Origin of the sequence: Klebsiella sp. JN_Kp127 (assembly GCF_040062505.1) — a bacterium.
Lineage (GTDB): Bacteria > Pseudomonadota > Gammaproteobacteria > Enterobacterales > Enterobacteriaceae > Klebsiella > Klebsiella quasipneumoniae.
Genome location: NZ_JBEAHS010000051.1, coordinates 315,021 through 338,121, shown reverse-complemented (window position 1 = coordinate 338,121; position 23,101 = coordinate 315,021). Strand labels below are relative to the sequence as shown.

General features: G+C 60.8%; 19 protein-coding genes, 2 pseudogenes and 1 riboswitch. Of the genes and pseudogenes, 9 read left to right on the top strand and 12 right to left on the bottom strand.

The genetic code is table 11. The features are described from left to right. Positions 1 to 260: 260 nt before the first annotated feature. The 7 genes from ABLV04_RS20785 to tenA all read right to left on the bottom strand — a co-directional run bounded on the left by ABLV04_RS20785 (position 261) and on the right by tenA (position 7,668). On the bottom strand, positions 261 to 1,154 hold the full coding sequence (locus ABLV04_RS20785; RefSeq protein ID WP_348816156.1) for a LysR substrate-binding domain-containing protein: 894 nt from the start codon (positions 1,152 to 1,154) through the stop codon (positions 261 to 263). 213 nt (positions 1,155 to 1,367) lie between these two features. Next, positions 1,368 to 2,849, bottom strand: a complete 1,482-nt coding sequence (locus tag ABLV04_RS20780) for an aspartate aminotransferase family protein (RefSeq protein ID WP_348816150.1) — start codon at positions 2,847 to 2,849, stop codon at positions 1,368 to 1,370. 9 nt (positions 2,850 to 2,858) lie between these two features. Continuing rightward, on the bottom strand, positions 2,859 to 4,244 hold the full coding sequence (locus ABLV04_RS20775; RefSeq protein ID WP_072096675.1) for a diaminobutyrate--2-oxoglutarate transaminase: 1,386 nt from the start codon (positions 4,242 to 4,244) through the stop codon (positions 2,859 to 2,861). 306 nt (positions 4,245 to 4,550) lie between these two features. Further along, positions 4,551 to 5,486, bottom strand: coding sequence for an ABC transporter substrate-binding protein (locus tag ABLV04_RS20770; protein WP_032452954.1), 936 nt, complete (start codon positions 5,484 to 5,486; stop codon positions 4,551 to 4,553). Between the two features lie 24 nt (positions 5,487 to 5,510). Beyond that, entirely contained in the window at positions 5,511 to 6,251 is a 741-nt protein-coding gene (locus ABLV04_RS20765) for an ABC transporter permease (RefSeq protein WP_180265905.1), read from the bottom strand. Beyond that, entirely contained in the window at positions 6,248 to 6,976 is a 729-nt protein-coding gene (locus ABLV04_RS20760) for an ABC transporter ATP-binding protein (protein WP_044523394.1), read from the bottom strand. Before ABLV04_RS20760 ends, ABLV04_RS20765 begins: the two co-directional genes overlap by 4 nt. Next, the gene (tenA, locus tag ABLV04_RS20755) at positions 6,973 to 7,668 is read right to left on the bottom strand and encodes a thiaminase II (protein ID WP_048335800.1); all 696 of its coding nucleotides are present in this window, start codon (positions 7,666 to 7,668) and stop codon (positions 6,973 to 6,975) included. The genes ABLV04_RS20760 and tenA overlap by 4 nt, the downstream gene beginning before the upstream one ends. 68 nt (positions 7,669 to 7,736) lie before the next feature. Then, positions 7,737 to 7,838: riboswitch (TPP riboswitch) on the bottom strand. Between the two features lie 220 nt (positions 7,839 to 8,058). Here tenA and ABLV04_RS20750 point away from each other — a divergent pair. From ABLV04_RS20750 to ABLV04_RS20740, 3 genes are all read left to right on the top strand, one after another. Further along, positions 8,059 to 9,180 (top strand): BamA/TamA family outer membrane protein, encoded by a 1,122-nt coding sequence (locus ABLV04_RS20750; protein WP_102002470.1) that lies wholly within the window; start codon positions 8,059 to 8,061, stop codon positions 9,178 to 9,180. 18 nt (positions 9,181 to 9,198) lie between these two features. Continuing rightward, positions 9,199 to 10,143: a hypothetical protein gene (locus ABLV04_RS20745; RefSeq protein WP_050534078.1), complete on the top strand. Its 945-nt coding sequence runs from the start codon at positions 9,199 to 9,201 to the stop codon at positions 10,141 to 10,143. Between the two features lie 65 nt (positions 10,144 to 10,208). Beyond that, on the top strand, positions 10,209 to 11,315 hold the full coding sequence (locus ABLV04_RS20740; protein WP_023289781.1) for a DUF4056 domain-containing protein: 1,107 nt from the start codon (positions 10,209 to 10,211) through the stop codon (positions 11,313 to 11,315). Positions 11,316 to 11,351: 36 nt separating this feature from the next. Here the strand turns inward: ABLV04_RS20740 and ABLV04_RS20735 are convergent, their stop codons facing one another. The 3 genes from ABLV04_RS20735 to ABLV04_RS20725 all read right to left on the bottom strand — a co-directional run bounded on the left by ABLV04_RS20735 (position 11,352) and on the right by ABLV04_RS20725 (position 14,691). Further along, positions 11,352 to 12,524, bottom strand: coding sequence for a Gfo/Idh/MocA family oxidoreductase (locus ABLV04_RS20735; protein ID WP_180265907.1), 1,173 nt, complete (start codon positions 12,522 to 12,524; stop codon positions 11,352 to 11,354). Positions 12,525 to 12,536: 12 nt separating this feature from the next. After that, positions 12,537 to 13,460: a TIM barrel protein gene (locus tag ABLV04_RS20730; RefSeq protein WP_180265908.1), complete on the bottom strand. Its 924-nt coding sequence runs from the start codon at positions 13,458 to 13,460 to the stop codon at positions 12,537 to 12,539. 190 nt (positions 13,461 to 13,650) lie between these two features. Next, entirely contained in the window at positions 13,651 to 14,691 is a 1,041-nt protein-coding gene (locus ABLV04_RS20725) for a LacI family DNA-binding transcriptional regulator (RefSeq protein ID WP_048298678.1), read from the bottom strand. A gap of 396 nt (positions 14,692 to 15,087) precedes the next feature. Between ABLV04_RS20725 and ABLV04_RS20720 the strand changes: the two genes are divergently transcribed. Further along, positions 15,088 to 16,344: a sensor domain-containing diguanylate cyclase gene (locus ABLV04_RS20720; RefSeq protein WP_032428856.1), complete on the top strand. Its 1,257-nt coding sequence runs from the start codon at positions 15,088 to 15,090 to the stop codon at positions 16,342 to 16,344. 89 nt (positions 16,345 to 16,433) lie between these two features. After that, a complete protein-coding gene (locus ABLV04_RS20715) occupies positions 16,434 to 17,375 on the top strand; it encodes a hypothetical protein (RefSeq protein ID WP_023289776.1) in 942 nt (313 codons plus the stop codon). Between the two features lie 54 nt (positions 17,376 to 17,429). On the opposite strand, the gene guaD is transcribed toward ABLV04_RS20715, so the two are convergent. Together guaD and ABLV04_RS20705 are read right to left on the bottom strand one after the other, a co-directional pair. Next, positions 17,430 to 18,740 carry a guanine deaminase gene (guaD, locus tag ABLV04_RS20710; RefSeq protein ID WP_180265909.1) on the bottom strand — a complete coding sequence of 437 codons (1,311 nt, stop codon included), beginning with the start codon at positions 18,738 to 18,740 and terminating at the stop codon, positions 17,430 to 17,432. Between the two features lie 101 nt (positions 18,741 to 18,841). Beyond that, complete coding sequence (locus ABLV04_RS20705) at positions 18,842 to 20,338, bottom strand: NCS1 family nucleobase:cation symporter-1 (RefSeq protein ID WP_180265910.1); 1,497 nt, start codon at positions 20,336 to 20,338, stop codon at positions 18,842 to 18,844. 145 nt (positions 20,339 to 20,483) lie between these two features. Here ABLV04_RS20705 and ABLV04_RS20700 point away from each other — a divergent pair, with 145 nt between their 5' ends. From ABLV04_RS20700 to ABLV04_RS20685, 4 genes and pseudogenes are all read left to right on the top strand, one after another. Further along, positions 20,484 to 21,200, top strand: coding sequence for a GntR family transcriptional regulator (locus ABLV04_RS20700; protein ID WP_002905523.1), 717 nt, complete (start codon positions 20,484 to 20,486; stop codon positions 21,198 to 21,200). Next, positions 21,200 to 22,065, top strand: a pseudogene (gene hpxA, locus ABLV04_RS20695) (allantoin racemase). Before ABLV04_RS20700 ends, hpxA begins: the two are co-directional and overlap by 1 nt. Beyond that, complete coding sequence (gene puuE, locus ABLV04_RS20690; RefSeq protein ID WP_223171644.1) at positions 21,989 to 22,888, top strand: allantoinase PuuE; 900 nt, start codon at positions 21,989 to 21,991, stop codon at positions 22,886 to 22,888. The pseudogene hpxA and the gene puuE overlap by 77 nt, the downstream one beginning before the upstream one ends. A gap of 90 nt (positions 22,889 to 22,978) precedes the next feature. Then, positions 22,979 to 23,053, top strand: a pseudogene (locus ABLV04_RS20685) (hypothetical protein); the annotation flags it as partial. Positions 23,054 to 23,101: the final 48 nt, after the last annotated feature.

The window sequence follows — 23,101 nt, the reverse complement described above, 5'->3', positions numbered from 1 at the left end:
CTACAGGAGCGCGCAGGGAGAATGTAGGCCCGGTAAGGCGCAGCCGCCACCGGGCATTGAAACGAGAAGGTTGCAGAATGCTCATTGCCGGGCGGCGCTACGCTTGCCCGGCCTGGGGGGTTACGGTGCCGGGTGCAGGCCCGGTAAGGCGGGTTACGTAGCGGGTGGAGACAGAATGTTGGCCGGGGTAACAGACGCTGCCGAACGGTTCCCTCTCCCTCCGGGAGAGGGTTAGGGTGAGGGAAACTGGCGTGACACTGTCACCGAACAACCCACTCCTGCAGGGCCTCGGACATCAGTTCGCCGAGCAGCGTGACCGCGGCGGAATGGGGTTCCTGACGCGGGGTTTGTTGCAGACTGACGGCCAGGTTGCCGGGGGATGGCAGTGATCCGCCGGCGGGGCGCAGATTGCCTGGCATGCCGATGCGGGTGCGTACCGTCAGCCCCAGGCCGGCCTGCACCGCCGCCCAGATGCCGCTCAGGCTGTGGCTGACGAACACCACCTGCCAGGGGATCCCTGCGGCATCGAGACAGGCAATAGCGCGGGAACGCATCAGGCACGGGCTGTCGAACATCACCAGCGGCAGCGGCTCGCCGGACGCCAGCCGCGCGCGAACGTCAAAGTCAGGATGCGCAATCCACGCCAGCGGGCAGCGGCCCAGCCCAGGGCCCTGATCTTCGGTTTGCCACAGCAGCGCCAGATCCAGCGTCTGCTCCACCAGCGCCTGGCGCAGCGGGCCATTGCGATCCACCCTGGCGACGATCCGCACCTGCGGATGGTGGCGGGTAAACTGCCCAAGGATCCCCGGCATCAGCGATTCGCCAAAATCTTCCTGCATGCCAAGGTGAATTTCGCCAGTGAGCCGTTCGCCCTGCAGCGCGCGCAGGGTTTCATCATTGAGCGCCAGCAGCCGTCTGGCGTAGCTCATTAGCTTTTCGCCCTCCGCGGTCAGCGCCAGGTGCCGCCCCTGTTTAACCACCAGCGCGGCGCCGCACTGACTCTCCAGCTTTTTGAGCTGGGCGCTGACGGCGGAGGTAGAGCGCGCCAGACGCTGCGCCGCCAGGGCGAAGCTGCCGCACTCCATGCCGGTCACAAAGCTGCGCAGGGCGTCGAGATCGAGGCCGGGTAAGCGTTTCTCCATTAGCATCCTTATTACCGGGACGTTGGATTCTGGCGATTGCCATTATCGGGACCTTACTGTGGCATCGCGGCGGCCAGGCGTCAACGGACCCTGCGGCGAGAAGCGTAGAAGCGCGCGCCAGTCGCGCAGGCAGGCATAAAAAAAACCGATAAGGGAACTTATCGGCTTAGTGCAGGCAGGGCTGGCCGCTGAGCGGGGCGACAGGCGCCGCCTCGCTCAGGCAGATTATTGCGCCAGCAGCTCCTGAGCGGTGCGTTCCACCAGGCTCAGCAGGACCTTCACATCATCCAGCGTCACCACCGGGTTCAGCAGGGTCAGCTTCAGGCAGGTAACGCCGTTGTGCTCGGTCACGCCAACGTTGGCGCGGCCGGAAGCCAGCAGGGCGTCGCCGACGCGCTGGTTGAGCAGGGCGATAGCCGCCGCGTCGCTCTGCGCCATCTGCGCCGGACGGGAACGGAACAGCACGCTCGCCAGCTGCGGCTGCATCACCAGCTCCAGCGTCGGCTGCGACTTCACGTACTCCGCGACGTTTTTCGCCATGGTGACGCCGTGATCGATGATCGCCGCATACTGTTTCTGCCCCAGCGCTTCGAGGCCCATCCACAGCTTCAGGGCATCGAAGCGGCGGGTGGTCTGCAGCGATTTGGAGACCAGGTTCGGCACGCCGTGTTCTTCATCGAACTCGGAGTTCAGATAGGCCGCCTGATAACGCATCAGCTCGTAATGGCGGGCATCCTTCAGCAGGAAGGCACCGCAGCTGATGGTCTGGAAGAACTGCTTGTGGAAGTCCAGGGTAACGGAATCCACCAGCTCCAGACCGTCAAGGTAGTCGCGATACTGCTCAGACAGCAGCAGCGCGCCGCCCCAGGCCGCGTCAACGTGCAGCCAGATCTGATGCTCCGCGGCGATACCGGCGATGTCGCGCAGCGGGTCGATAGCCCCCGCGTCGGTGGTCCCGGCGGTGGCGACGATCGCCATGATCTGTTCGCCGTTAGCCTGCGCCTGCGCAATCTTCGCCTTCAGGTCGGCCACGTCCATCCGCGCGAATTCGTCGGTTTTCACCAGCGTAACCGAGCGGTAGCCGAGGCCCATCAGCGCCATGTTCTTCTGCACCGAGAAGTGGGCGTTTTCCGAGCACAGCACTTTGTACTGGCGGATATCCCCCGGCAGTCCATCCTGCTGGATGGAGTGTCCCTGACGGGCGAAGAAGGCGTCGCGCGCCAACATCAGGCCCATCAGGTTGCTCTGGGTGCCGCCGCTGGTGAAGACGCCGGCGTCGCCTGCCGGATAGCCGACCCGGGCGCGCAGCCACTCGATCAGCTTCATCTCAATGATGGTCGCCGACGGGCTCTGATCCCAGGAGTCCATGCTCTGGTTGGTGGCGTTGATCAGCACTTCCGCCGCCTGGCTAATCACCAGGCTCGGGCAGTGCAGGTGCGCCACGCACTGTGGGTGATGCACCGACAGGCTGTCTTTCAGGAAGTACTCGATCGCACGATCAATCGCCGCCTGGTTACCCAACCCCTGTTCGTTAAATTCAAGGGAGATACGCTCACGCAGTTCGTTAACGCTTTTCCCCTGATACATCTCAGGTTGCTTCAGCCACTGCACAACGGCCTGACTGGTCTGCTCGATAACCTGCTGATAGGCCTCAACGCTCTGCGCCGAACCAGCAAGAATCGGATTCAATGTGGACATGGTGGTCACTGACTCCACTCAGACCGGTTTCACACCGGCGGCCAGCAGGGCCTGTTCAAATTTGTCGAGGAACACATTCAGTTCCGCGTCGCTGATCAGCAGGGACGGCAGCAGGCGCAGCACGCAGCCGTGACGGCCACCGCGCTCCAGAATCAGGCCCGCTTCGAAGCATTTCTTCTGCAGCAGGGCAGAGAGTTCGCCGTCAGCCGGGTAGCAGCCCATGTGATCCTGCGCGTCGTTCGGCTTGACGATTTCGATACCGATCATCAGACCGAGACCGCGAACGTGGCCAATGACCGGGTAGCGCTTCTGCAGCTCCGCCAGTTTGCCTTTCAGCCACTCGCCCTGGGCGGCGACTTTGTCGGCAATGTTGTTGTCGCGCAGGTGGCGCAGGGTGGTCAGGCCGGTAGCCATCGCCAGCTGGTTGCCGCGGAAGGTGCCGGTGTGGTGACCCGGTTCCCAGGCGTCGAACTGCTTTTTAATGCCCAGCACCGCCAGCGGCAGACCGCCGCCAACCGCTTTCGACATCACGATGATGTCCGGCTGAATACCGGCGTGTTCGAAGGCGAAGAATTTACCGGTACGGGCAAAGCCGGCCTGCACTTCATCAACGATCAGCAGAATGCCGTGCTCTTCGGTCACTTTGCGGATGCGCTGCAGCCACTCGACCGGCGCCGGGTTCACGCCACCTTCGCCCTGAACGGCTTCGAGGATCACGGCCGCCGGTTTACGGACGCCGCTCTCCACGTCGTTGATCAGGTTTTCGAAGTAGTAGGTCAGCGCTTTGACGCCGGCTTCGCCGCCGATGCCCAGCGGGCAGCGGTACAGGTGCGGGTAAGGCATAAACTGCACTTCCGGCATCATGCCGTTGACCGCCGCTTTCGGCGACAGGTTGCCGGTGACCGACAGCGCGCCGTGGGTCATCCCGTGATAGCCGCCGGAGAAGCTGATCACCGACGTACGACCGGTGTATTTTTTCGCCAGCTTCAGCGCCGCTTCCACGGCGTCAGCGCCGGAAGGACCGGTGAACTGCAGGCAATACTCTTTCCCTTCGCCCGGCAGGCAAGAGAGCAGGTATTCGGAGAAACGATCTTTTAACGGAGTAGTCAGATCGAGAGTATGTAACGGCAAGCCGCTGGTAATGACACTTTGGATGCTCTGCAATACATCAGGGTGGTTGTGGCCCAGAGCGAGAGTACCGGCGCCGGCGAGGCAGTCCAGGTACTGTTTGTTATCCGCATCCGTCAGCCACACGCCTTCAGCTTTAGTGATAGCCAGCGGTAACTTACGCGGGTAACTCCTGACATTCGATTCGAATTCGGCCTGACGGGCCAAAAAGGTTTCGTTGTTTGCGTCTAATAAATCGGCACGTAAAGTATCAATACGGACTTTATCCGTCATCATATCACTCCCACAACCAGCATTGCGGTTGAACGCTGGTTGAATAATTGGTGTAAGGAATTGAATTGGCATTCATAAAGCGCGCACAATATATGGCTTTTTAAATCCGCATTCAACGTTTTATTGATTGCGTTATTTTGACGTTATTCTTACCGGGGTAAAAATTAACGTAACCTGCTGAATTATAATAAAACAACCCAAGGTAACGATAACCCTTTAAAGTGTAATTATTAGTGAGAAAGTCTCTATATTTTTATTGCCGCTGCGTTAAAGCGCTGACGGAAAGCCTTCCGTCAGCGATAGCAAGAGTCAATGCAGCTCAACCGCATAATTTGTTAAAGGTGTAACTTTTTTCACCAACTTATTGTTATATAAAAACTGTTCGTAAGTGTCGTAGCGCGCTTTATCCAGCGCCGCCGGATCGGCGGCGAACAGCGGCACGGTTTGCAGCCACGCCTGATGGTTAAGCTCGGTCTTCAGCTCCGGATGCGCGGCGGCGAACGCCTCCCAGCTCTCCTGCGGATGCGCGCGCAGGTAGCTGACCCCGGCCTGCAGGGCGGTGAGGAATTTACGGATTTTCGCCTCATGAATCGCGTCGCGGTGGGCGACAATCACCAGCTCGTCATAGGCCGGTACGCCATAATCCTCAACGTTCATCACCACCGGGGCTTTGCCCTGCAGCTTCAGCTCCTGCGCTTCTATATTACGATAACCGCCGATGACCGCGTCCACCTGGCCCGCCAGCAGAGCGCTGGTCAGCTGAAAATTGACGTTGACCAGCTTGATACTGGCTGGATCGATCCCCGCATGCTGCGCCATGGTCGACAGGGTGGCCTGCTCAATGCCGCTGACCGAGTACCCCACCTTCTTGCCTTGCAGATCCGCCGGGGTTTTGATCTGCTTATCCAGGGCGATCACCGTGTTCAGCGGCGAGCCGATCAGGGTGCCCACGCGCACCAGCGGTAACCCTTCGTCAGCGAAGAAGTGCACCTGCGGCTGGTAGGTGATGGCCAGGTCCGCCTGACGGGCGGCCACCATGCGGGGCGGCAGCGCCGGATCCGACGGGGGGACAATCTTGACGTCCAGACCCTGGGCCTTAAAGGCGCCGATCTGCTCGGCCACCATAATCGGCGCATGGTCGGGGTTAATATACCAGTCCAGCACCAGGGTGAGCGGTTCATTGGCCAGCGCGTGACCGCTGAGCAGCGCCGTCAGGGTTGCTCCGGCGAAAAGCGACGTTTTCATCTGTTTTCCTTTATTACTTCATGATTATTCCGGCGACCAGTCGATCAGCCGGTGCAGCAGGGTGTCTACCGCCAGCCACAGGAAGAGGGTCAGCAGTACTAAAATAAACAGCGCGGCGAAGCAGATATCGGTTTGCAGCCGCGCGTTGGCATTGAGCATGACGTAGCCCAGCCCCTCGGCGGAGCCGACCCATTCGCCGATAATAGCGCCGATGGGGGCCACCGCCGCCGCCATGCGCAGGCCCGAGCCCAGCGCCGGCAGGGCGGCCATCAGGCGGACATGCCGCAGCTGAGCGCCGAAGGAGGCGTTCATACTGCGCGCCAGATCGAGATACTCGTGGTTGACCCGTCGCAAGCCGTCAAAGAAGGCGGACGTGACTGGAAAGAAAATCACCAGCACCGCCATCGCCACTTTGGCGCTCATGCCAAACCCCAGCCACAGCACCAGCAGCGGGGCGAGGGCAAAGACCGGGATCGCCTGACTGGTGAGCACCAGCGGCATCAGCCAGCGCTGCAGGCGCGGGGAGAGGATCATGCCCAGCGCCAGCGTGACGCCGAGCGCCACCCCCAGCGCCAGGCCGCTGAGGATCTCGCTGAGGGTAATCAGCGTGTGCCAGCCGAGATAGGCGCGATTGATCCACAGCGCCTCGGCGACCGCCGCCGGGGAGGGTAAAAGAAAGTGCGGAATGCCGCTGCGGCTGGCCAGCCCCCAGAGAAGCATCAGTCCGCAGAACACCATGCCGCCGCGCCAGAGACGTCCAGTCATGAGTGGGCCCTCATCAGCTGCTGCAGCAGCGCCGCCTGGGCGTTCAACAGCTCGGGCGCATCCGGCGCGCGCGGAGGCGCGCCGGTGAGGTGATGGCTGTCGTCGATCTCCCCGTCGGCGGCCGAGAGGACCAGCAGACGGTGGCTCAGCCGGCAGGCTTCCAGCGGATCGTGGGTGATCAGCACCACCGTGCGCCCCGCCAGTAGAGTGGCTGCGAGGGTCTGAATGCGCGTGCGGGTGAGGGTGTCCAGCGCTGAGAAGGGCTCATCCATCAGCACGATGGGCCGGTCCTCATACAGGGTGCGGGCCAGCGCGGCGCGCTGACGCATCCCGCCGGAGAGCGTCGCCGGCCGGGCGTCGGCGCAGGAGGCGAGCTCCACCTGTTCAAGCAGGGTGGCGACCCGGGCGTGATCCACTTTCTCACCGCGCAGCCGCGCGCCGAGGGCGACGTTCTCCCGAACGCTCAGCCAGGGGTAAAGCAGGTCTTTCTGCCCCATCCACGCCAGGCGGCCGGGTATCGGCTTTCCGTCGCTGGCGACCACTTCCCCGCGGGTGGCGGGGGCCAGGCCGGCCATGACCCGCAGCAGGCTGGTTTTACCGGCCCCGCTGGCGCCGAGCAGCGACACCCACTGGCCGCCGGGGACCGTCAGCGACAGGTTGTCGAACAGGCGGCGGTCGCCGAAATGGAGGCTCAGCTTACGGACCTCGATACCTGGCGCCGTCACGCCCTGGACTCCGACGCGGCGTTAAGCCCCATCTGCCAGAACTGCGCCTCCAGGCGGGTGGCGGTGGTGAAGATGTCGCTCAGCCCGGCGAGGCGGGCCTCGCTTCCGCGCTGTTGCCACACGGTCTCCAGCAGCGCCAGCGCGGCGCTGACGCCCTGCAGATAGCCTTCATCGCCATAGTTTCGGATCCACGAGGCGTAAGGATTATCCTCCAGTCGGGTGGCGGGGTGATGCAGCAGGCCCAGACCGATTTCGGCGTAACCCGCCACGCAGGGCATCAGGGCGACCAGCAGATCCAGCGCGTCGCCTGAATGACCGATATCCAGCACGTAGCGGGTGTAATTGATGGTTTCTGGCGCTTCGGGCTGGGCGGCCATCTCCGGTTCGCTAATGCCCCACTGGGCGCAGTAGCCGACGTGCAGCGGCACTTCGTTAAGGATGGCGTTCATGGAGGCGGCCGCGGCGCGCATCTCCGGCAGCGTGCGCAGTTTACTCACCAGCAGCGCGTAGCTGCGGGCGAAATGGATCAGAAACAGATAATCCTGGGTCAGATAGCGACGGAACGCGCTTTTCGCCAGGGTGCCTTCGGCAAGCTGCTGAACGAAAGGGTGCGCCACATAGTGCTGCCAGTCAGCGGCGGCCAGCTGGCGTAAACGGCCATAAAGACCTTGGCTAAACGCGGGAACAATCACAGGACCTCCATTTATGCAGGGGAGATCCGGGCGTGCAGGGGTGTGAACAGGCAATGGCGGTAATGCTGGCAAAATTGCCGACCCGTCCCTTCGCTGGCATGACCCAGATCAGGTTCAAAGGGTTCGGCTTGCGCCATCTCAGCCCTCACGGGACACCCCTCGGTAGCGCTATGTTATACGACATTCACCTTATGAATACAATCATCGCGCCGACCGGCGGCGCAAAGGCGTTTTTCTGTGACGGCCAGCTCTTTTTTGTACAAAAATACCCGAAAAACAGGCCGCTGCGCGTTGGTGAGGGTTCTCCGGTTACGTTATATTTTCATTATTCCGATGTAATAATCCTGTTCGCCACGCGTGTCGTGCGCGCCCCAACGCCCTGGAGTGAGCATGAAATTCCCGCTGTCCGCGCTGGCGCTTCTGTTCCTGTTGTGCCCGCCTGGCGATGCCGCCGATCTCTTCGATGCGGAAGATAGCATGCTCGACATGAGTCAATATCTGGCGGAAAACCGTTACGGTTTTCTGCCGGTGCCGCTGGCGATAACCGAGCCGGCGATCGGCTATGGCGGCGGACTGTTTGGCCTGTTTTTACACGGTAAAGGCAGCCGGGAGGGCGGGCAGTTTATTCCTCCGCCGCTCACCGCTTTCGGCGGGGCCGCCACGCAGAATGGCACCTGGTTTATTGGCGGCGGCCATCGTCACACCTGGCGGCATGATCGCATTCGTTACCTGGCGGGAGCCGGCTACGCTAACGTCAATCTGGATATCTATTCCGGCGATACCGGCGGCTTCAGCCATGCTAAACCGGTGCAGACGCAGACCAAAGGGGTCGCCGCGCTGCAAAAGCTGCTGTTTCGCGTGGGCGATACGCCGGTGTTCCTCGGAGCCTCCCAGGTGTATGCCCGGGCGGATGTCGCTTTCGATAATCCGCGGGTCAACCGGGTCTGGCAGCAGGTGCTCGGGCAAAACAGCACCTCTTCGGCGCTGGGGGTGGTGGCGGAATATGACACTACCGATAATATTTTCTATCCTCAGAGTGGGTTAGCGCTGAAGGGCGAATATCGGTTTTTCCGTTCGCTGCTCGGGGGCGATTATCACTACAACACGTTTTCGCTGGACGGGAAGGTGTTTATTCCGCTCAGCCAGACGCTGACCCTGGCGGTCGCGGGCAATTATCAGTCCTTAACCCACCATGATAAGCACCTGATGCCGATGGCGCGTCCTTACATCGCGCTGCGTGGGATTTCGCGCTACCGCTATCAGGGCGACTACGTGGCCACGGCGCAAACCCAGCTGGCCTGGGCCGTCACTCCGCGCTGGATCCTGCAGGGATTCGTTGGCGCCGGGAGCGCGGCGGACGCGGCGGAAACACTATGGGAACAGTCAGAGGTGGCATGGGGGGCCGGTTTTCGTTACCTGATCGCGCGACAGTACGGTTTGCGTACCGGGATTGACGTGGCGTTCAGCGAGCATGAGCAGGCGGTCTATTTCAATGTCGGTTCGGGTTTATAACTACACATGAGAACAAAAATGAGAGCATCCGGCGCGGTGTTAACGCTGCTGTTAGCGACCTGGGGCACGTCGGCTGCGGAGCCGGACGAGAGCGACAGCTATTTTCCGATCTGGGGCGATGAGGCTCGCGCCAGAGGATATTCCATTCCGTTACCCTACGGCGTCAACCTGAGCTATATGAATATCCGCCAGGATATCATGGTCGACAGTATTACCTTTTCCGGGCTTAAGCTCGGCAATCATCCCATTCCCAGCGATATGTTCGCCATCGATGCCGGACACACCCGCGAGAAAAGCAAAACCGAAAACCTGCGCCTGGATATGTGGGTCTTTCCGTTCCTCAACGTATACGGACTGGTGGGGCATACCCGCGGGTCGTCCGTCTCCCAGGTATCAGTGGATTCAGACCCGTCGCAGTTTCGCGGCCTGGATCGGGCCATCGCCGGCGCGGTTCACCAGCTTTATCAGAGCGGGAAGTTGCAGGATATTGATTTTAAGCTTGATTTTAAAGGGACCACCTGGGGGGCCGGCTTTACGCTCGCCGGCGGCTACGGCAACTGGTTTGGGTTAGTGGATACTAACTATACCCGCACCGACTTCGATATCCTCGACGGCAGCATTTCGGCGGTCACCGTCTCGCCGCGCGTCGGCTACCGTTTCAGTTTTCAGGGGATCGACGGGCCGTCCCATCTCAGCCTGTGGGTCGGGAGCATGTATCAGGACGTGCAGCAGGAGTTTAAGGGCGATCTCGCCGACCTGCACATGCCGCCAGAGCTGCAGCCCCTTATTGCCGCGGTCAATAAAGACGGCGAGGGCAAATTCGACGTTAAGCAGAAGCTTACCTCGCCGTGGAATATGCTTATTGGCGCCCAGTATGAGGTCACCAAAAACTTTAACGTGCTGACTGAATTCGGTTTTAACGACCGCAACAGCTTCTTTGTCTCCGGTGAATACCGTTTTTAACTAAAACTGCAGGCGCCGTCTGCCGGTAAGATGCGCGCTCTTTTGTTGCTGTGGAGAGGCTGTTGATGCGTAAAGCCTTATGGCTGTTATTCGCGCTGGCGCTGCCGGCGCTGGCGCAGGACCCGGTGTTGCCCGCCGTGACGGCGATCCATCCTGCGCCCACCCTGGGCGAGCTGTCGCCGCCGGAATCGCTGCGGCCATGCTGCGCCTTTGGCTACGACCTGCACGTGCGGGCGGTGGGCATTCCGATCCCGGTGTATCAGATTGGTAACGTGCTGACCCTGGATACCCTGGGCAAGCACCATTACAACGACAGCGCGCTCGGCGCGGTGAAAAATCTGCTGGGGCTGAGCGAGGAGCAGAACGGGCTTATCTATACCCGTCGCGGCGGGTTTATCGATATTGCCCATGTGCGCGACACGGCGGATTACACCTTTTATCTGTTCAATCGCATTTCGCCGACGCTGGGCCAGGCGGGGCGCATATTCTACAGCGAAGAACTTGGCGTGCGCCGCGTTCAGCTCAATGCCTTTACGCCGCCGGCGGGGGTCAGGCAGCGCTATCAGTTGGCGGCCTGGCTCGCCGGGCATCTGGCCTTCGAAATCGCCCAGTGGCATGAGATCGCCCAGTGGTATGGCTTCCAGTCAGTGCCCGGGTTTTCAGAGGAGATCTCCGCGTTTTCGCCGGAGGATCTCTACTCCAACTTACTGGGCGCCAGGCTGGCGATTAACGTCATCCTTAGCGGCCACGGCGGGTCGGTGGAAGCGTATAACCGGGCCATGGAGGCGGCGCTGAAAAAGGCGCTGACCCGGCTGATGGTGGCCACGCGAGGGGAGACGGAAGCGATGTTCCAGCGGATCGATGGCGACTGGTGGAACAGTCGCCGCCGGGTGCCGGATAAGTTTCTGGTGCTGAAGCGTAATTACGATCTGCAGGAAAACCGGCTGCCGACGCCGGTCCCTTTCGAAACCATGCCGCCATATCGCCTGACCATGCCGGCGCAGGTGGGGGGATTCCGCTTGCGCGACCTCGGCGAGCTGCAGATCTATCCGGGGCACGATATGCAGGCGCTGCCGGTTCCTGAGCAATACTATGGCGCTGCCGCGTTTCAGGGGCTGGCCGATCGTGCCCGCGAGGCCGATAAAACCCAGCTGGCGCGCATTGAGAAGTAGCGAGAAAGGCTCAGGGCGAGGCCCTGAGCCGGCGAATTAGCGGAAGTTGACCCAACAGGCGCCGTTGTCGGCAGAGCGTACGCAGTTTTCCACCCAGCGGACGCCGAACGCCCCGGCGCGGGCGTCCGGATACCAGAAGTCCGCCAACAGCGCCTCGTCACGCCGGTCAGCGGCGTCCATGGCGATGGCGAAGCGGCGATAGAGATTCGACCAGGCGTCGAACAGCCCCTCCGGGTGGCCACCGCCGATGCGATCGTCCTGGCGCGCCAGCGGATCAAGATAGCCCATGCCGCGCTCCAGAACGCGCGCCGGTTCGCCCTGCACCTCGTAGCGCAGCTGGTTGGGCTGTTCATCCCACCATTCAAGACTGGCTTTTTCCCCCACGATGCGCACCTTTTGCCCGTGCATGGAGCCGCAGTTAACGGCGGAGCTCCACAGCGAGCCGACGGCGCCGTTGTCATACTCCATCAACACATGCGCGTTATCTTCCAGCGGGGCGCGGCTTTTGACGAAGCTTTGTCTGGCGCACATCAGCCGGGCGATCTTCAACTGCGGGGCCATGGTTTCGACCAGAAACAGCGGGTGAGTGGCAAGATCCCCCAGCACATAGCTGGGGCCGACGAAGCGGGGATCGACCCGCCAGCGGGTACTGGCGTTTTCCTGCTCCACCGGCTGGGCGTGGAAGCCATGAGCAAACTGCATATTGACGATACGGATGTCGCCCAGCAGTCCGTCGGCGATCATCTGCCGGGCCTGCAGGATCATCTGATGGCCGGCATAGCCGTAGGTCACGCCGATGATCTTACGCTGCCGCTGGCTGAGGGCCACCAGTTCCTCCGCCTCTTCGCTGCTGAAGCACAGCGGCTTTTCACACACCACGTGCAGCCCGGCCTCCAGCGCCGCCCGACAGATGGCATAGTGGGTGTTATTCGGCGTGGCAATCGATACGGCCTGAATACCGTCCGGGCGGGCAGCCTCGCCGCGAAACAGACTCTGGTAATCGGCGTAACAGCGTGCGGGATCCACCCCCAGCTGTTGGCCGAACTGGCGCCCGCGATCGGCATCAATATCAAAGGCGCCGGCCAGCAGCGCAAAGGTGTTATCGCGCAGGGCGGCAGAGCGGTGAATATAGCCGATTTGGCTGCTGCCGCCGCCGCCGACCATGCCCCAGCGCAGGGTGCGGTCGAGCGGTCTTAAACCGTTAATCATGGGGTTCTCCTGTCAGAATCCGACGCCGCGCAGATAGCGCAGGCTCTCCGTGACCGCCTGCAGGCTGCCTGCGGCATGGCGCGGATCACGCTCTTGTTCAATGGTTATCCAGCCCTGATAGCCGCGGCGGGCAAGAAAATCGTTAATGGCCGGGTAGTCAATGGCGCCGCTGCCGAGCGGGCACATCACCCCTTCGGCGCAGGCGGTGAAAAAGTCGATGCCTTCGGCGATGGCGCGCTGGTAAACCTGCGGATCCACATCCTTGAAGTGCAGGTAGTCGAGCCGCGCGTAATAGCGATCCAGCCAGGTGAGCGGATCCATTCCGGCGTAGTAGAGATGCCCGGTATCCAGACACAACCCTGCCACGTCGTGCGGGATAGCGTTGGCCAGCCGCTCGATTTCATCGGCAAATTCGATGCAGCCCCCGGCGTGGGGATGGATAACCGCCCGCACGCCGTACTCCCGCCAGGCGAGGGTGCTGAGGGCGGTAATGTGCGCCATCATCCGCTGCCAGTCTGCATCATTGAGGCGCGGAGCCAGCGCGCTGCGTCCGGCAAAGCGCGCCCGCTCGGGGTTGCCGAAGTCGATAATCACCATATAGGGCGGCTGGAAAGGGTGTCCCGGGATGGGGTCGGCGGCCGGAGCCTGCGACAGATTGCGGCAGATTTGATGGGTCAGCGCCTCCAGAGTGGGATAATGGTCTTCGCTCACCAGATCGTCAAAGATCGTCCCGGCGACCAGCGACAGCTGATGCTGTTCCAGCGCCGCGCGCAGGCTGGTCGGGTCGGTGGGCAGGTAGCCCCACGGGCCGAGCTCGATGCTGCGATAGCCGGCCTGCGCCGCCTCCTTCAGCACGGTAGCCCAGGCGGGAAGGTCAGGGTTTTTCGGGTCATCCACGCCCCAGCTGCAGGGGGCGTTGGCGATAGGATAGGTCATGTCGGCTTCCTTTTATCACAGGGGATGCCGCTGAGTATTGAATGAAAATTTCATAGTCAACAATGTTGGAATGATAATTTTATGATGGCCGTCATGATTTGCATTGAGGTTGTTTTTGATAGTTATTTATCAAAATGAGTCCAGGCGTGGTCCAGGCGTGAGGCCGCCCCGTCGGCGACGGGGCGGGCGTTTACATATTTTCTTTGGTGATGATATCGAAAGGCTGAGGGTGCGAAATCACTTCGCTGGGCGGCCGCGAAACGGCTTCCGTCATGGCGCGCAGGGTGGCGGCGGCAAAGTCATCCAGCCGGTGGTTGAGAATGACATCGATGGTGCCATCGATCAGCGCCAGTTCACTGTCGCTTAGCGGGCCATGGCAGACCAGGGTGACGGCCTGCTGGCGGCCGCTGTCGCGCAGCGCCCCGACAATCCCTTCAATGCCGCCGCAGGGAGCATAGATCGCCTGCAGGGCCGGGTACTGGCTGAGCAGCTGTTCCGTTACGCTTCTGGCGATATCCGCCCGTTCATGGCTGCGAACCGGCTCAAGGATCTGCTGCCCTTTACCCTGCTCGCGCAGACAGGAGCGGAAGCTGATCTCACAGCTTTCCTGACAGGTAAAACGATTATCGCCAATGATAATGGCTATTTCGCCTTCGCCACGGCATAAGCGGTCGATAAACCAGGCGGCGGTGCGCCCGGCTTTTTGGTTATCAAGGCCGATATAGCCGCTGCGCTGGGGAACTGACAGATCCGAAAGCAGGGTGAATACGCGAACGCCGCGGGCGGCGGCCCGGCCCACCGCATGGCGAATCAGCGGGTGATCCAGCGCCACCAGGCCGAGCACCTCCACCTCATCGCTGAGCCGGTGAATGGCCTGGGCCATCGCTTCCACCGCATCAATGGCAAAATGCAGGATCGTCGGCGTCTCGCCCGCCGGCAGCCACGGCGCGGCCTCTCTTGCGAGCGCCCTCGCCAGCGGCAGGTAGAAGGAGTGGGTCTCCTGCAGCAGAATAAAGCCCATCCTGACGGTAACCGGCGCTTTGCCGGCGGCCAGGCGATAGTGCGGCTGTTCGAGCGTAAACCCCAGCCGCCGGGCGGCCTCCAGCACGCGGTACGCGGTAGATTCTTTCACTGCCGCGCGCTTGTTGAGTACCCGGTCGACGGTGGCCACGCCGACGTTGGCTTCGCGCGCAATGTCGGTAAGCGTGATCTTGCTGGCGGATTTTTTCACTGTGATGACCATTGAAAATGAGCGTTATGATAGAAACTATCATGGTAACGCTGAGCAGAACAACGGCCATCTGCGTGCCACGGCACAAGCCTGCCCCCCTGCAGCGTAAAGTGTGACGGGTATACACAGTCTGTGATCAAAAGCGACTACCCGTTCTGGCATTGCTGCTATGCTATTGAAATAAAATTAATAATAAAGGCAGTGTCTCCTCTGTCGGTTAAACCGTGCGCAAAGTCGCTCCGGGTGGGCGTCGCAGGGCCAGGAACCGACTATACTTGCCGCGCATGCGCGTAATGACGGTTACTCGATTATTTTTGCTATCACTTTATGCCAGCGTCAGGGCTGCACTGAACGATGTGCCGTTCCGCGCCGGGAGTGGGTCGGTTTGGGGCCTGTATGTTATTAAAAGAACTGGCTGTTTTTGATGTATTAAGCACCCCGATCTGGGTAGTCCATCCTTTTACAGAGTGTGTGGTCTATGCCAATCAGGCTTCCCGGACGCTGAGCGGCGATATGTCGCTGAATGAGATGCGCAACGGTATCTATTCCACCTGCCCGGAAACGCAGCTGCAGCATTATTTGCGCTATCTCGACGCCATGACTGAGATATTTGAAGTCTGGACGCTGCAGACCGCCAAAGGGTTGCAGTCGGTATATTGTAAAACCACCCTGGTGGAGACCGAGGACAGCGGCACCTTACTGTTATTCGAAGCGGTGAAGCTGCTCGCGCAAAATCAGTCGATTCATACCGGCTCTCGCCGCTACCAGCGGCGGAACAATGGCTTTTTTGCCCGCTTTTTTATGACCAATACCGCGCCGATGCTGTTGATCGATCCTCAGAAAGAGGGCCGGATTGTCGATGCCAATATTGCCGCGCTGCGCTTTTATCATTATTCCGATGAGGAAATGCGCAATAAACATACCTGGCAAATTAATACCCTGGGCCGGGATGTGATCCCCATTATGAATAACATTGCCAATATGCCCGGCGGGCATAAGCCGCTTAATTTTACTCATATTCTGGCTGACGGCTCGCTGCGCCATGTTCAAACCTATGCCGGGCCGGTGGTGCTGTATAATATCCGGCTGATGTTATGCATCATTCACGATATCACTGAAGAAGTGCATCTGAAAAAAGAGCTGGAATTTTCCGCCGCCCACGATCCCTTAACCGGACTGTTAAATCGCCGCGAATTTTACCGGCTCGTCGACGCGCCGTCGTTTATCGCCCATGGTTTTTGTCTGTTGTTAATCGATATCGATCATTTCAAGAGTATTAATGATATTCACGGTCATCAAAAAGGCGATGAAGTTCTGCTGGTGATCTCCCGCATTCTGGAAACCTCGGTGGACCGTGAAGATAAGATATATCGCTGGGGAGGCGAGGAGTTTCTGCTCTTTTTGCCCCATTCGCCGATCGCCCGCGCGCTGATGGTGGCGGAGGCGATCCGCCAGGCGGTCAGCGAATATCAGACGCTGTCGGTCACCGTCAGCATCGGCGTCGCCGAGCATCATGATGGCGAAGCGATTGATCAGCTGTTTTACCGCGTCGATAAAGCGCTGTATGCGGCGAAAAATGACGGGCGCAACCGGGTAACGCGCATGCCTTTTGACAGTGCGGAACTGTTGCGCAATAGCGGTGGCGCAGCCTGATTCGCGCTCGCCGACTATACTGAGGATGAGCCAGCCTGTTGTAACGGGTGGTAATAAGATTAGCCTGTGTTTGAGGTGGCAAACAACGTATGGTGCGTCTTCTCGTTCTGCTGTCGGTAGTCTCTCTTTCTGCGCCGACGACGCTGGCGGCGGACGGGCACGCGATTAAACAACGTGCCGATGCGGTATTGACCTTGATGAGCTATACCGTGGTTCCCGACGTGACCGCCAGCGATCTCAACATCGGTTCCGGCAGCAACGATAAACACAACCTGACCATCACCCAGTTTGGCGGCGGAGCGACCCTGAGCGAGTCGTTTCCTCTTTACCTCGAAGGCACAATGGGCTACAGCCGTTACGACCCGCGATTCGTCGTCAGCAATGGCCAACAGACGCGGAATGTGCCGACCAAATGGAACAGTCTGACCACCACCGGCGGCGTCGGCTGGGATTTTTCGCTGCACCGTGACAGCCTCGGAGGTAACCTGGTGCTGCGGCCGATCGTCAATGTGATGCTCGGCACCCTGGCCAGCGATGTACGCCTTGGCCGCTGGGTCATAGAGCGAAAAACCAACGCCGATCTGCAGTTTCTTGACGGCGGACGCTTCAACGCCTGGGGGCTGGGCGGGGCGCTGATGCTGGATTATGAACGCTTCTCCGCCACCCAGGATATTGATGCCGAACTGCGTTACTCCTATATGCGTCTGCAAAGTTTCGGCAGCAGCGCCGAGGTGGTGCAGGGCGAAGCCAGCGCGGAGAACCTCGGCCTGTATCTGCGCCGCCGCGCGCCGATCGCTGACTGGACGCTGCTGGGCAACCCGCTGCGCTACGTGCTGGAGGGCGCGCATACTGAATTTATCGGCGACCAGCGAGGGGCGCTGGGTTTTACCGGTTTGACCTCCCTGGGGGTTGGTCTCGAACTGGACAGCAGTAAATACCCGGTCTTTATCACCCGCACCCGGCTGGTGGCGCGCTATATGTTCGGCAATAACACCACGGGCTATGGCCTCGGCCTGGCGATGAGTTTTTGAATGCCGCTAACCCAGCCAGCGCCATCTCCCTTTTGGAGAGGGCCAGGGCGAGGATCAATCCTGACACCACACCCGCTCGCCGTTCACCCACGTCTCGCTGATATTGCGCTCATCGCCCAGGGTCATCAGTACGAACAGCTGCTCATAAATATCATGGCAGCGGCCCATCCGCAGACGCTGCAGCGGAGTGACCGCCGGGTCAATGACCACAAAGTCGGCCTCTTTGCCCGGCTGAAAATTGCCAATCTTCTCTTCCAGCCGCAGGGCGCGCGCCCCGCCGAGAGTGGCGTGATAGAAGGCCTCGCTGGCGCGCAGGCGATAGCTCTGTAGTTGTCCTACCTTGTAGGCCTCACCCAGCGTTCGCAGCATGCTGAAGGTGGTCCCGGCCCCGACGTCGCTGCCGATGCCCATCCGCACCCGGTGCTGCCAGCAGGCGGGCAGGCGGAACAGCCCGCTGCCGAGGAACAGATTCGAGGTCGGACAGAAGGCAACGGCGGACCCGGTGTCATGCAGGCACTGCCACTCGGCATCATCAAGATGGATCCCGTGAGCGAATACGCTGCGTTCGCCGGTGAGCTGGTAATGATGATAAACATCCAGATAGCGTGCATGCTCCGGCCACAGCTGTTTAACCCAGGCGATCTCCTCCCGGTTTTCACTGAGATGCGTCTGCAGCCAGGTATCGGGAAACTCGGCCCGCAGACGCTGCACCGCCTCCAGCAACGCCGGCGTCGAGGTGGGGGCAAAGCGCGGGGTGATGGCATACCCCAGCCTGCCGCGCTGATGCCAGCGGCGGATCAGCGTCCGGGTCTGCTCGTAGCTTTCCCCGGCGGTTTCGCACAGATAGTCGGGCACATGGCGATCCATCATCACTTTTCCGGCGATCAGGCGCATATTAAGGCGCAGCGCTTCGCTGAACAACGCCTCCACCGAGGCCGGATGCAGGGTACAAAACACCAGCGCGGTGGTGGTGCCATGGCTAATCAGCTGATTGACAAAAAACTGCGCTATCTCCTGGGCATACTCCGCATCGGCAAACTGGCTCTCCACCGGGAAGGTGTAAGTGGTAAGCCACTCCAGCAGCTGTTCGCCAAAGGCGCCGATCATCTCAGTCTGCGGATAGTGGACATGGGCATCGACGAACCCCGGCAACAGCAGCTTACCCCGCAGGTCAACATAGCCCTTCAGCGGATGCAGAAAGGCTTCACCCTCCAGCCATGGCAGCAGCGTAACAATTTTCCCGTCCTGCAAGAACAACAGGCCATCATTGAGATAGCGGGCCTGGGCGGCCACCTCATCCGGCGTCTCCGCCACGCCGGCGATATCAAAAAATGCACCGCGCACCGCGGTCTGGTAATCCATCATCGAACCTGCCTTCTCTTAACGCTCAGGGAATAGTGATAAACAGCAAGATTGGTGCCAGTTTGCAGCCTGCCGCGGCCAGGCGCCGCGGCAGAAGGGGAAGGTTACTCTTTTTGCGCCACCGCGCCGGAGCGGAAGGCGGCTTTCGCCGCCACTTCACGCTCGTCGCGAGCCAGCCAGCGGTAGGTGGTCGCGCCGAGGAAGACGCCGATAAACCAGCTGAAGTTCGCCACTTCGTGCAGGGCCGGAATAAAGCTGATAATCAGCCCCAGGCCCACCGACGGCAGCAGGGCGGCAATGGCTTTCGGGTTAAAGCCGTTGCGGTACCAGTATTTACCCTTCGGCGTATCGTCAAACAGGTCGTCCACCGACACCCGGCCGCGTTTGATCAAATAGAAGTCGGCGATCAGGATGCCAAACAGCGGGCCAATAAAGGCGCCCAGCACGTCGAGGGTATAGTGGATCAGTTCCGGTGAGTTAAACAGGTTCCACGGCGTCAGAAGTATCGACCCCACCGCGGCGATCATCCCGCCGGCGCGGAAGCTGATTTTCTGCGGCGCGCAGTTGGAAAAATCGAAGGCCGGCGAGACAAAGTTAGCCACGATATTGATGCCGATGGTGGCGGTGATCATGGTCAGCAGGCCGATGGCCACCGCCAGATCGTTGCCCACGCGGCTGACGGTTTCAATCGGGTCGGTGATCATTTTGCCGAACAGCGACTGGGTGCCGGAGACAATCACCACGGTGACCACCGAGAACAGCAGGAAGTTAAACGGCAGTCCCCAGCGGTTGCCGCGGCGGATCTCGCCCATGCTTTTGCCGTAGCGGGAAAAGTCGCCGAAGTTAAGCAGCGGCCCGGAGAAGTAGGAGACGACCAGGGCCGTGGCGGTGATCATCTGCCAGGTCTGCTCTCCGGCGCTCAGGGATTTGCTGGCGAGGGTAAAGGAGATCCCGTCGAGACCGGTCTTGTATACAATCCAGCCCGCCAGGGCCAGCATCACCACATAGACCGCCGGACCGGCGATGTCGATAAAACGCTTGATGGCGTTCATGCCGTGCCAGAAAACCATCGCCTGCAGCAGCCACATGGTGGCGAAGCACAGCCAGCCGAGCGTCGACAGCCCGAGGAAACTGCTGACGGTCAGCGAGGCAAGGGAGGGCCAGAACTTGAGCAGGACCAGCATCAGGGCGTTTGCCGCCAGATAGGTCTGAATACCGTACCAGGCGAAGGCGATCAGCCCGCGGATCACCGCCGGGATATTGGCGCCGAAGACACCGAACGCCTGGCGACAGATCACCGCGTAAGGCACCCCGGCCATCTGGCTGGGCTTCGCCACCAGGTTAGCGCACAGCTGTACAATACAGATGCCCACCAGCAGGCAGAGCAGAACCTGCCAGCTGGCCAGTCCAAGCGTAAAGAAGCTTGCCGCCACCACGTAGCCGCCCATGCTGTGCACGTCCGACATCCAGAATGAAAAGATATTGTACCAGCTCCAGTTCTGGTCGCGGGTGGGCGCCAGATCGTCATTACATAGCCGCGGACTGTAGCCGGCGGCCGCCTCGTGAGTCTTCGTCTGCTGCGTGTGGGATGAATGTGGCATGAAACCTGCTCCTCTGAATGAAAACCCTTTTGATATGGATTGCTGAGGCTATTGCAGGATCCAGGCCAGAATGATGAATCTTGTATACAAAAAATAAATTTTATGTATACGATCTGCTATCGATAAGTGAAACCGGAGTGGGTTAATGAATAATGAACATCGTCTCCAGGCCGCGCCAGCGCTGCAGGATAAGGACGAAAGCATTTACCAGGCGCTGATGACGGCTATCGTCGAACATCAGCTGCCGCCGGGCAGTAAACTGCCGGAAGAGGCGCTGGCGGAAGTATTCGCCGTGAGCCGCACCGGCATCAGAAAGGTGCTGCAACGACTCGCCGCTGTGCAACTGGTCACGTTAACGCCCAAACGTGGTGCACACGTCACCAGCCCGAGCGTGGAAGAGTCCCAGGCGATCTTTCGCACCCGGGCGCTGCTTGAGGTCGCTAATCTGCCCGATGTGATCGCGCGCTGTCAGCCGCCGCATCTGGCGGCGCTGGAGAACATTATCCAGCGTGAACAGCAGGCCCATGAGGCGCACGACGGCCCGGCGGCGATCCGCCACTCCGCTGACTTTCATATTCAGCTGCAGGCTATCTCCGGCAACCCGGTACTCACCGAGATGGTGACCCGCCTCAGCCAGCGCTCCTCGTTAGTGATTGCCGCCTGGGGCGCACCCTGGCGCCAGGGCTGCCGCTGCGACGATCACCAGCAGCTGGTCGGTTTGCTGCGGGATAAAGCCCTGCAGCCGCTTAGCGAGGCGCTGATGCACCATTTTGATCATATTGTCGCCAGCCTGTGCTTCGAGCGCGATGGCGTCAGTCTGCCCGATTTTTCCCGGCTGTTCGCCGGCCACAAGGAGTCGTGATGTCTTCCGTTTGTATACAAGTGATCAACCCCAACACCAGCCTGGCGATGACCGAAACGATAGGCGCCGCCGCGCGTGCGGTCGCCGCGCCTGGCACCGAGATCCTTGCGGTCTGTCCCCGCGCCGGCGTGCCGTCAATAGAGGGCCACTTTGACGAAGCCATCGCGGCGGTCGGCGTGCTGGAGCAGATCAGGGCCGGACGCGAGCAGGGAGTGGATGGGCATGTGATCGCCTGCTTCGGCGACCCGGGGCTGCTGGCGGCGCGCGAGCTGGCTCAGGGGCCGGTGATCGGCATTGCGGAAGCGGCGATGCATATGGCGACGATGGTCGCCACCCGGTTCTCCATTGTGACCACGCTGCCGCGCACGCTGATCATCGCCCGCCATTTGCTGCACCAGTACGGATTTCATCAACACTGCGCGGCGCTGCACGCCATTGATTTACCGGTGCTGGCGCTGGAAGACGGCAGCGGCCTGGCGCAGGAGAAAGTGCGTGAGCGCTGCATCCGCGCGCTGAACGAGGATGGCAGCGGGGCGATTGTCCTTGGCTGCGGCGGGATGGCGACGCTGGCGCAGGAGCTGACCCGCGAGCTGCGGGTGCCGGTGATCGACGGCGTCAGCGCGGCGGTGAAGATGGTCGAGTCGCTGGTCGCGCTGGGGCTGGCGACCAGCAAGCACGGGGACTTAGCGTTCCCGGAGAAAAAAGCGTTAAGCGGACAGTTTCAGTCGTTAAATCCATTTTAAAAGGGGCAGGAGATGGTTGAGAACCAGGAACACTATCCTCGCGATCTGCGAGGTTATGCAGGGCAGCCGCCGCACGCGCGCTGGCCGGGCGGGGCGCGGATCGCGGTGCAGTTCGTCCTTAACTATGAGGAAGGCGCTGAGAACCACGTCCTGCATGGCGATGCGGGTTCGGAACAGTTCCTGTCCGATATTATCGGCGCCGCCAGCTACCCGGCGCGCCATATGTCGATGGACTCTCTCTATGAATACGGCAGTCGGGCCGGGTTCTGGCGCATCCATCGCGAATTTAGCCAGCGCGGGCTGCCGCTGACGGTCTTCGGCGTGGCGATGGCGCTGGCGCGGCATCCGGAGATTGTGGCGGCAATCAAGGCCGCGGATTACGATGTGGTCAGCCACGGCTGGCGCTGGATCCACTATCAGCACATGGATATCGCCGAGGAGCGCGAGCATCTGCACAAAGCGGTGCAGGTGCTGACCGATCTGTTCGGCAAGCCGCCCACCGGCTGGTATACCGGCCGCGACAGCCCCAACACCCGCCAGCTGGTGGTGGAGCACGGCGGCTTTGACTACGACAGCGATTATTACGGCGATGATTTACCTTTCTGGAGCGAAGTGGCCTGCAGCGATGGCAGCCGTCGACCGCACCTGATCGTGCCTTACACCCTCGACGCCAACGACATGCGCTTTGCCACCGCCCAGGGGTTCAACACCGCGGAGCAGTTTTATACCTACCTGAAAGACAGCTTTGACGTGCTGTACGCCGAGGGGGAAACCGCGCCGAAGATGATGTCCGTGGGGATGCATTGCCGGCTGCTGGGGCGTCCGGGCCGTTTCCGCGCGCTGCAGCGTTTCCTTGACTATATCCAGCAGCACGACAAGGTATGGGTCTGTACCCGGCAGCAGATCGCCGACCACTGGCGCGAGGTCCATCCGTATCGCGGGTAGCTTGCTGCCACTCATCAGGCCCTCTCCCCGGGGAGAGGGCATCGCCCGAACGCGGCTCTCGCACCGATAAAACCTGAAAGACGCCGTGATGAATCTGCGTCCTCTTTCACCACCCTGTTCCGCCGCGTGACCGGGCAGCCGCCATCGTTTTATCACCCAGCTTGATGCTCCGGGGAAGAGGGCTCCCTGCAGCATGGGTCGGAAATGAATGTC

Excerpts from the sequence above, each read along its gene's own strand:
- ABLV04_RS20775 (WP_072096675.1), bottom strand. The coding sequence starts at position 4,244 with ATGATGACGGATAAAGTCCGTATTGATACTTTACGTGCCGATTTATTA.
- ABLV04_RS20770 (WP_032452954.1), bottom strand. The coding sequence starts at position 5,486 with ATGAAAACGTCGCTTTTCGCCGGAGCAACCCTGACGGCGCTGCTCAGC.
- ABLV04_RS20765 (WP_180265905.1), bottom strand. The coding sequence starts at position 6,251 with ATGACTGGACGTCTCTGGCGCGGCGGCATGGTGTTCTGCGGACTGATG.
- ABLV04_RS20750 (WP_102002470.1), top strand. The coding sequence starts at position 8,059 with ATGAAATTCCCGCTGTCCGCGCTGGCGCTTCTGTTCCTGTTGTGCCCG.
- ABLV04_RS20745 (WP_050534078.1), top strand. The coding sequence starts at position 9,199 with ATGAGAGCATCCGGCGCGGTGTTAACGCTGCTGTTAGCGACCTGGGGC.
- ABLV04_RS20740 (WP_023289781.1), top strand. The coding sequence starts at position 10,209 with ATGCGTAAAGCCTTATGGCTGTTATTCGCGCTGGCGCTGCCGGCGCTG.
- ABLV04_RS20735 (WP_180265907.1), bottom strand. The coding sequence starts at position 12,524 with ATGATTAACGGTTTAAGACCGCTCGACCGCACCCTGCGCTGGGGCATG.
- ABLV04_RS20730 (WP_180265908.1), bottom strand. The coding sequence starts at position 13,460 with ATGACCTATCCTATCGCCAACGCCCCCTGCAGCTGGGGCGTGGATGAC.
- ABLV04_RS20720 (WP_032428856.1), top strand. The coding sequence starts at position 15,088 with ATGTTATTAAAAGAACTGGCTGTTTTTGATGTATTAAGCACCCCGATC.
- ABLV04_RS20715 (WP_023289776.1), top strand. The coding sequence starts at position 16,434 with ATGGTGCGTCTTCTCGTTCTGCTGTCGGTAGTCTCTCTTTCTGCGCCG.
- guaD (WP_180265909.1), bottom strand. The coding sequence starts at position 18,740 with ATGATGGATTACCAGACCGCGGTGCGCGGTGCATTTTTTGATATCGCC.
- ABLV04_RS20705 (WP_180265910.1), bottom strand. The coding sequence starts at position 20,338 with ATGCCACATTCATCCCACACGCAGCAGACGAAGACTCACGAGGCGGCC.
- ABLV04_RS20700 (WP_002905523.1), top strand. The coding sequence starts at position 20,484 with ATGAATAATGAACATCGTCTCCAGGCCGCGCCAGCGCTGCAGGATAAG.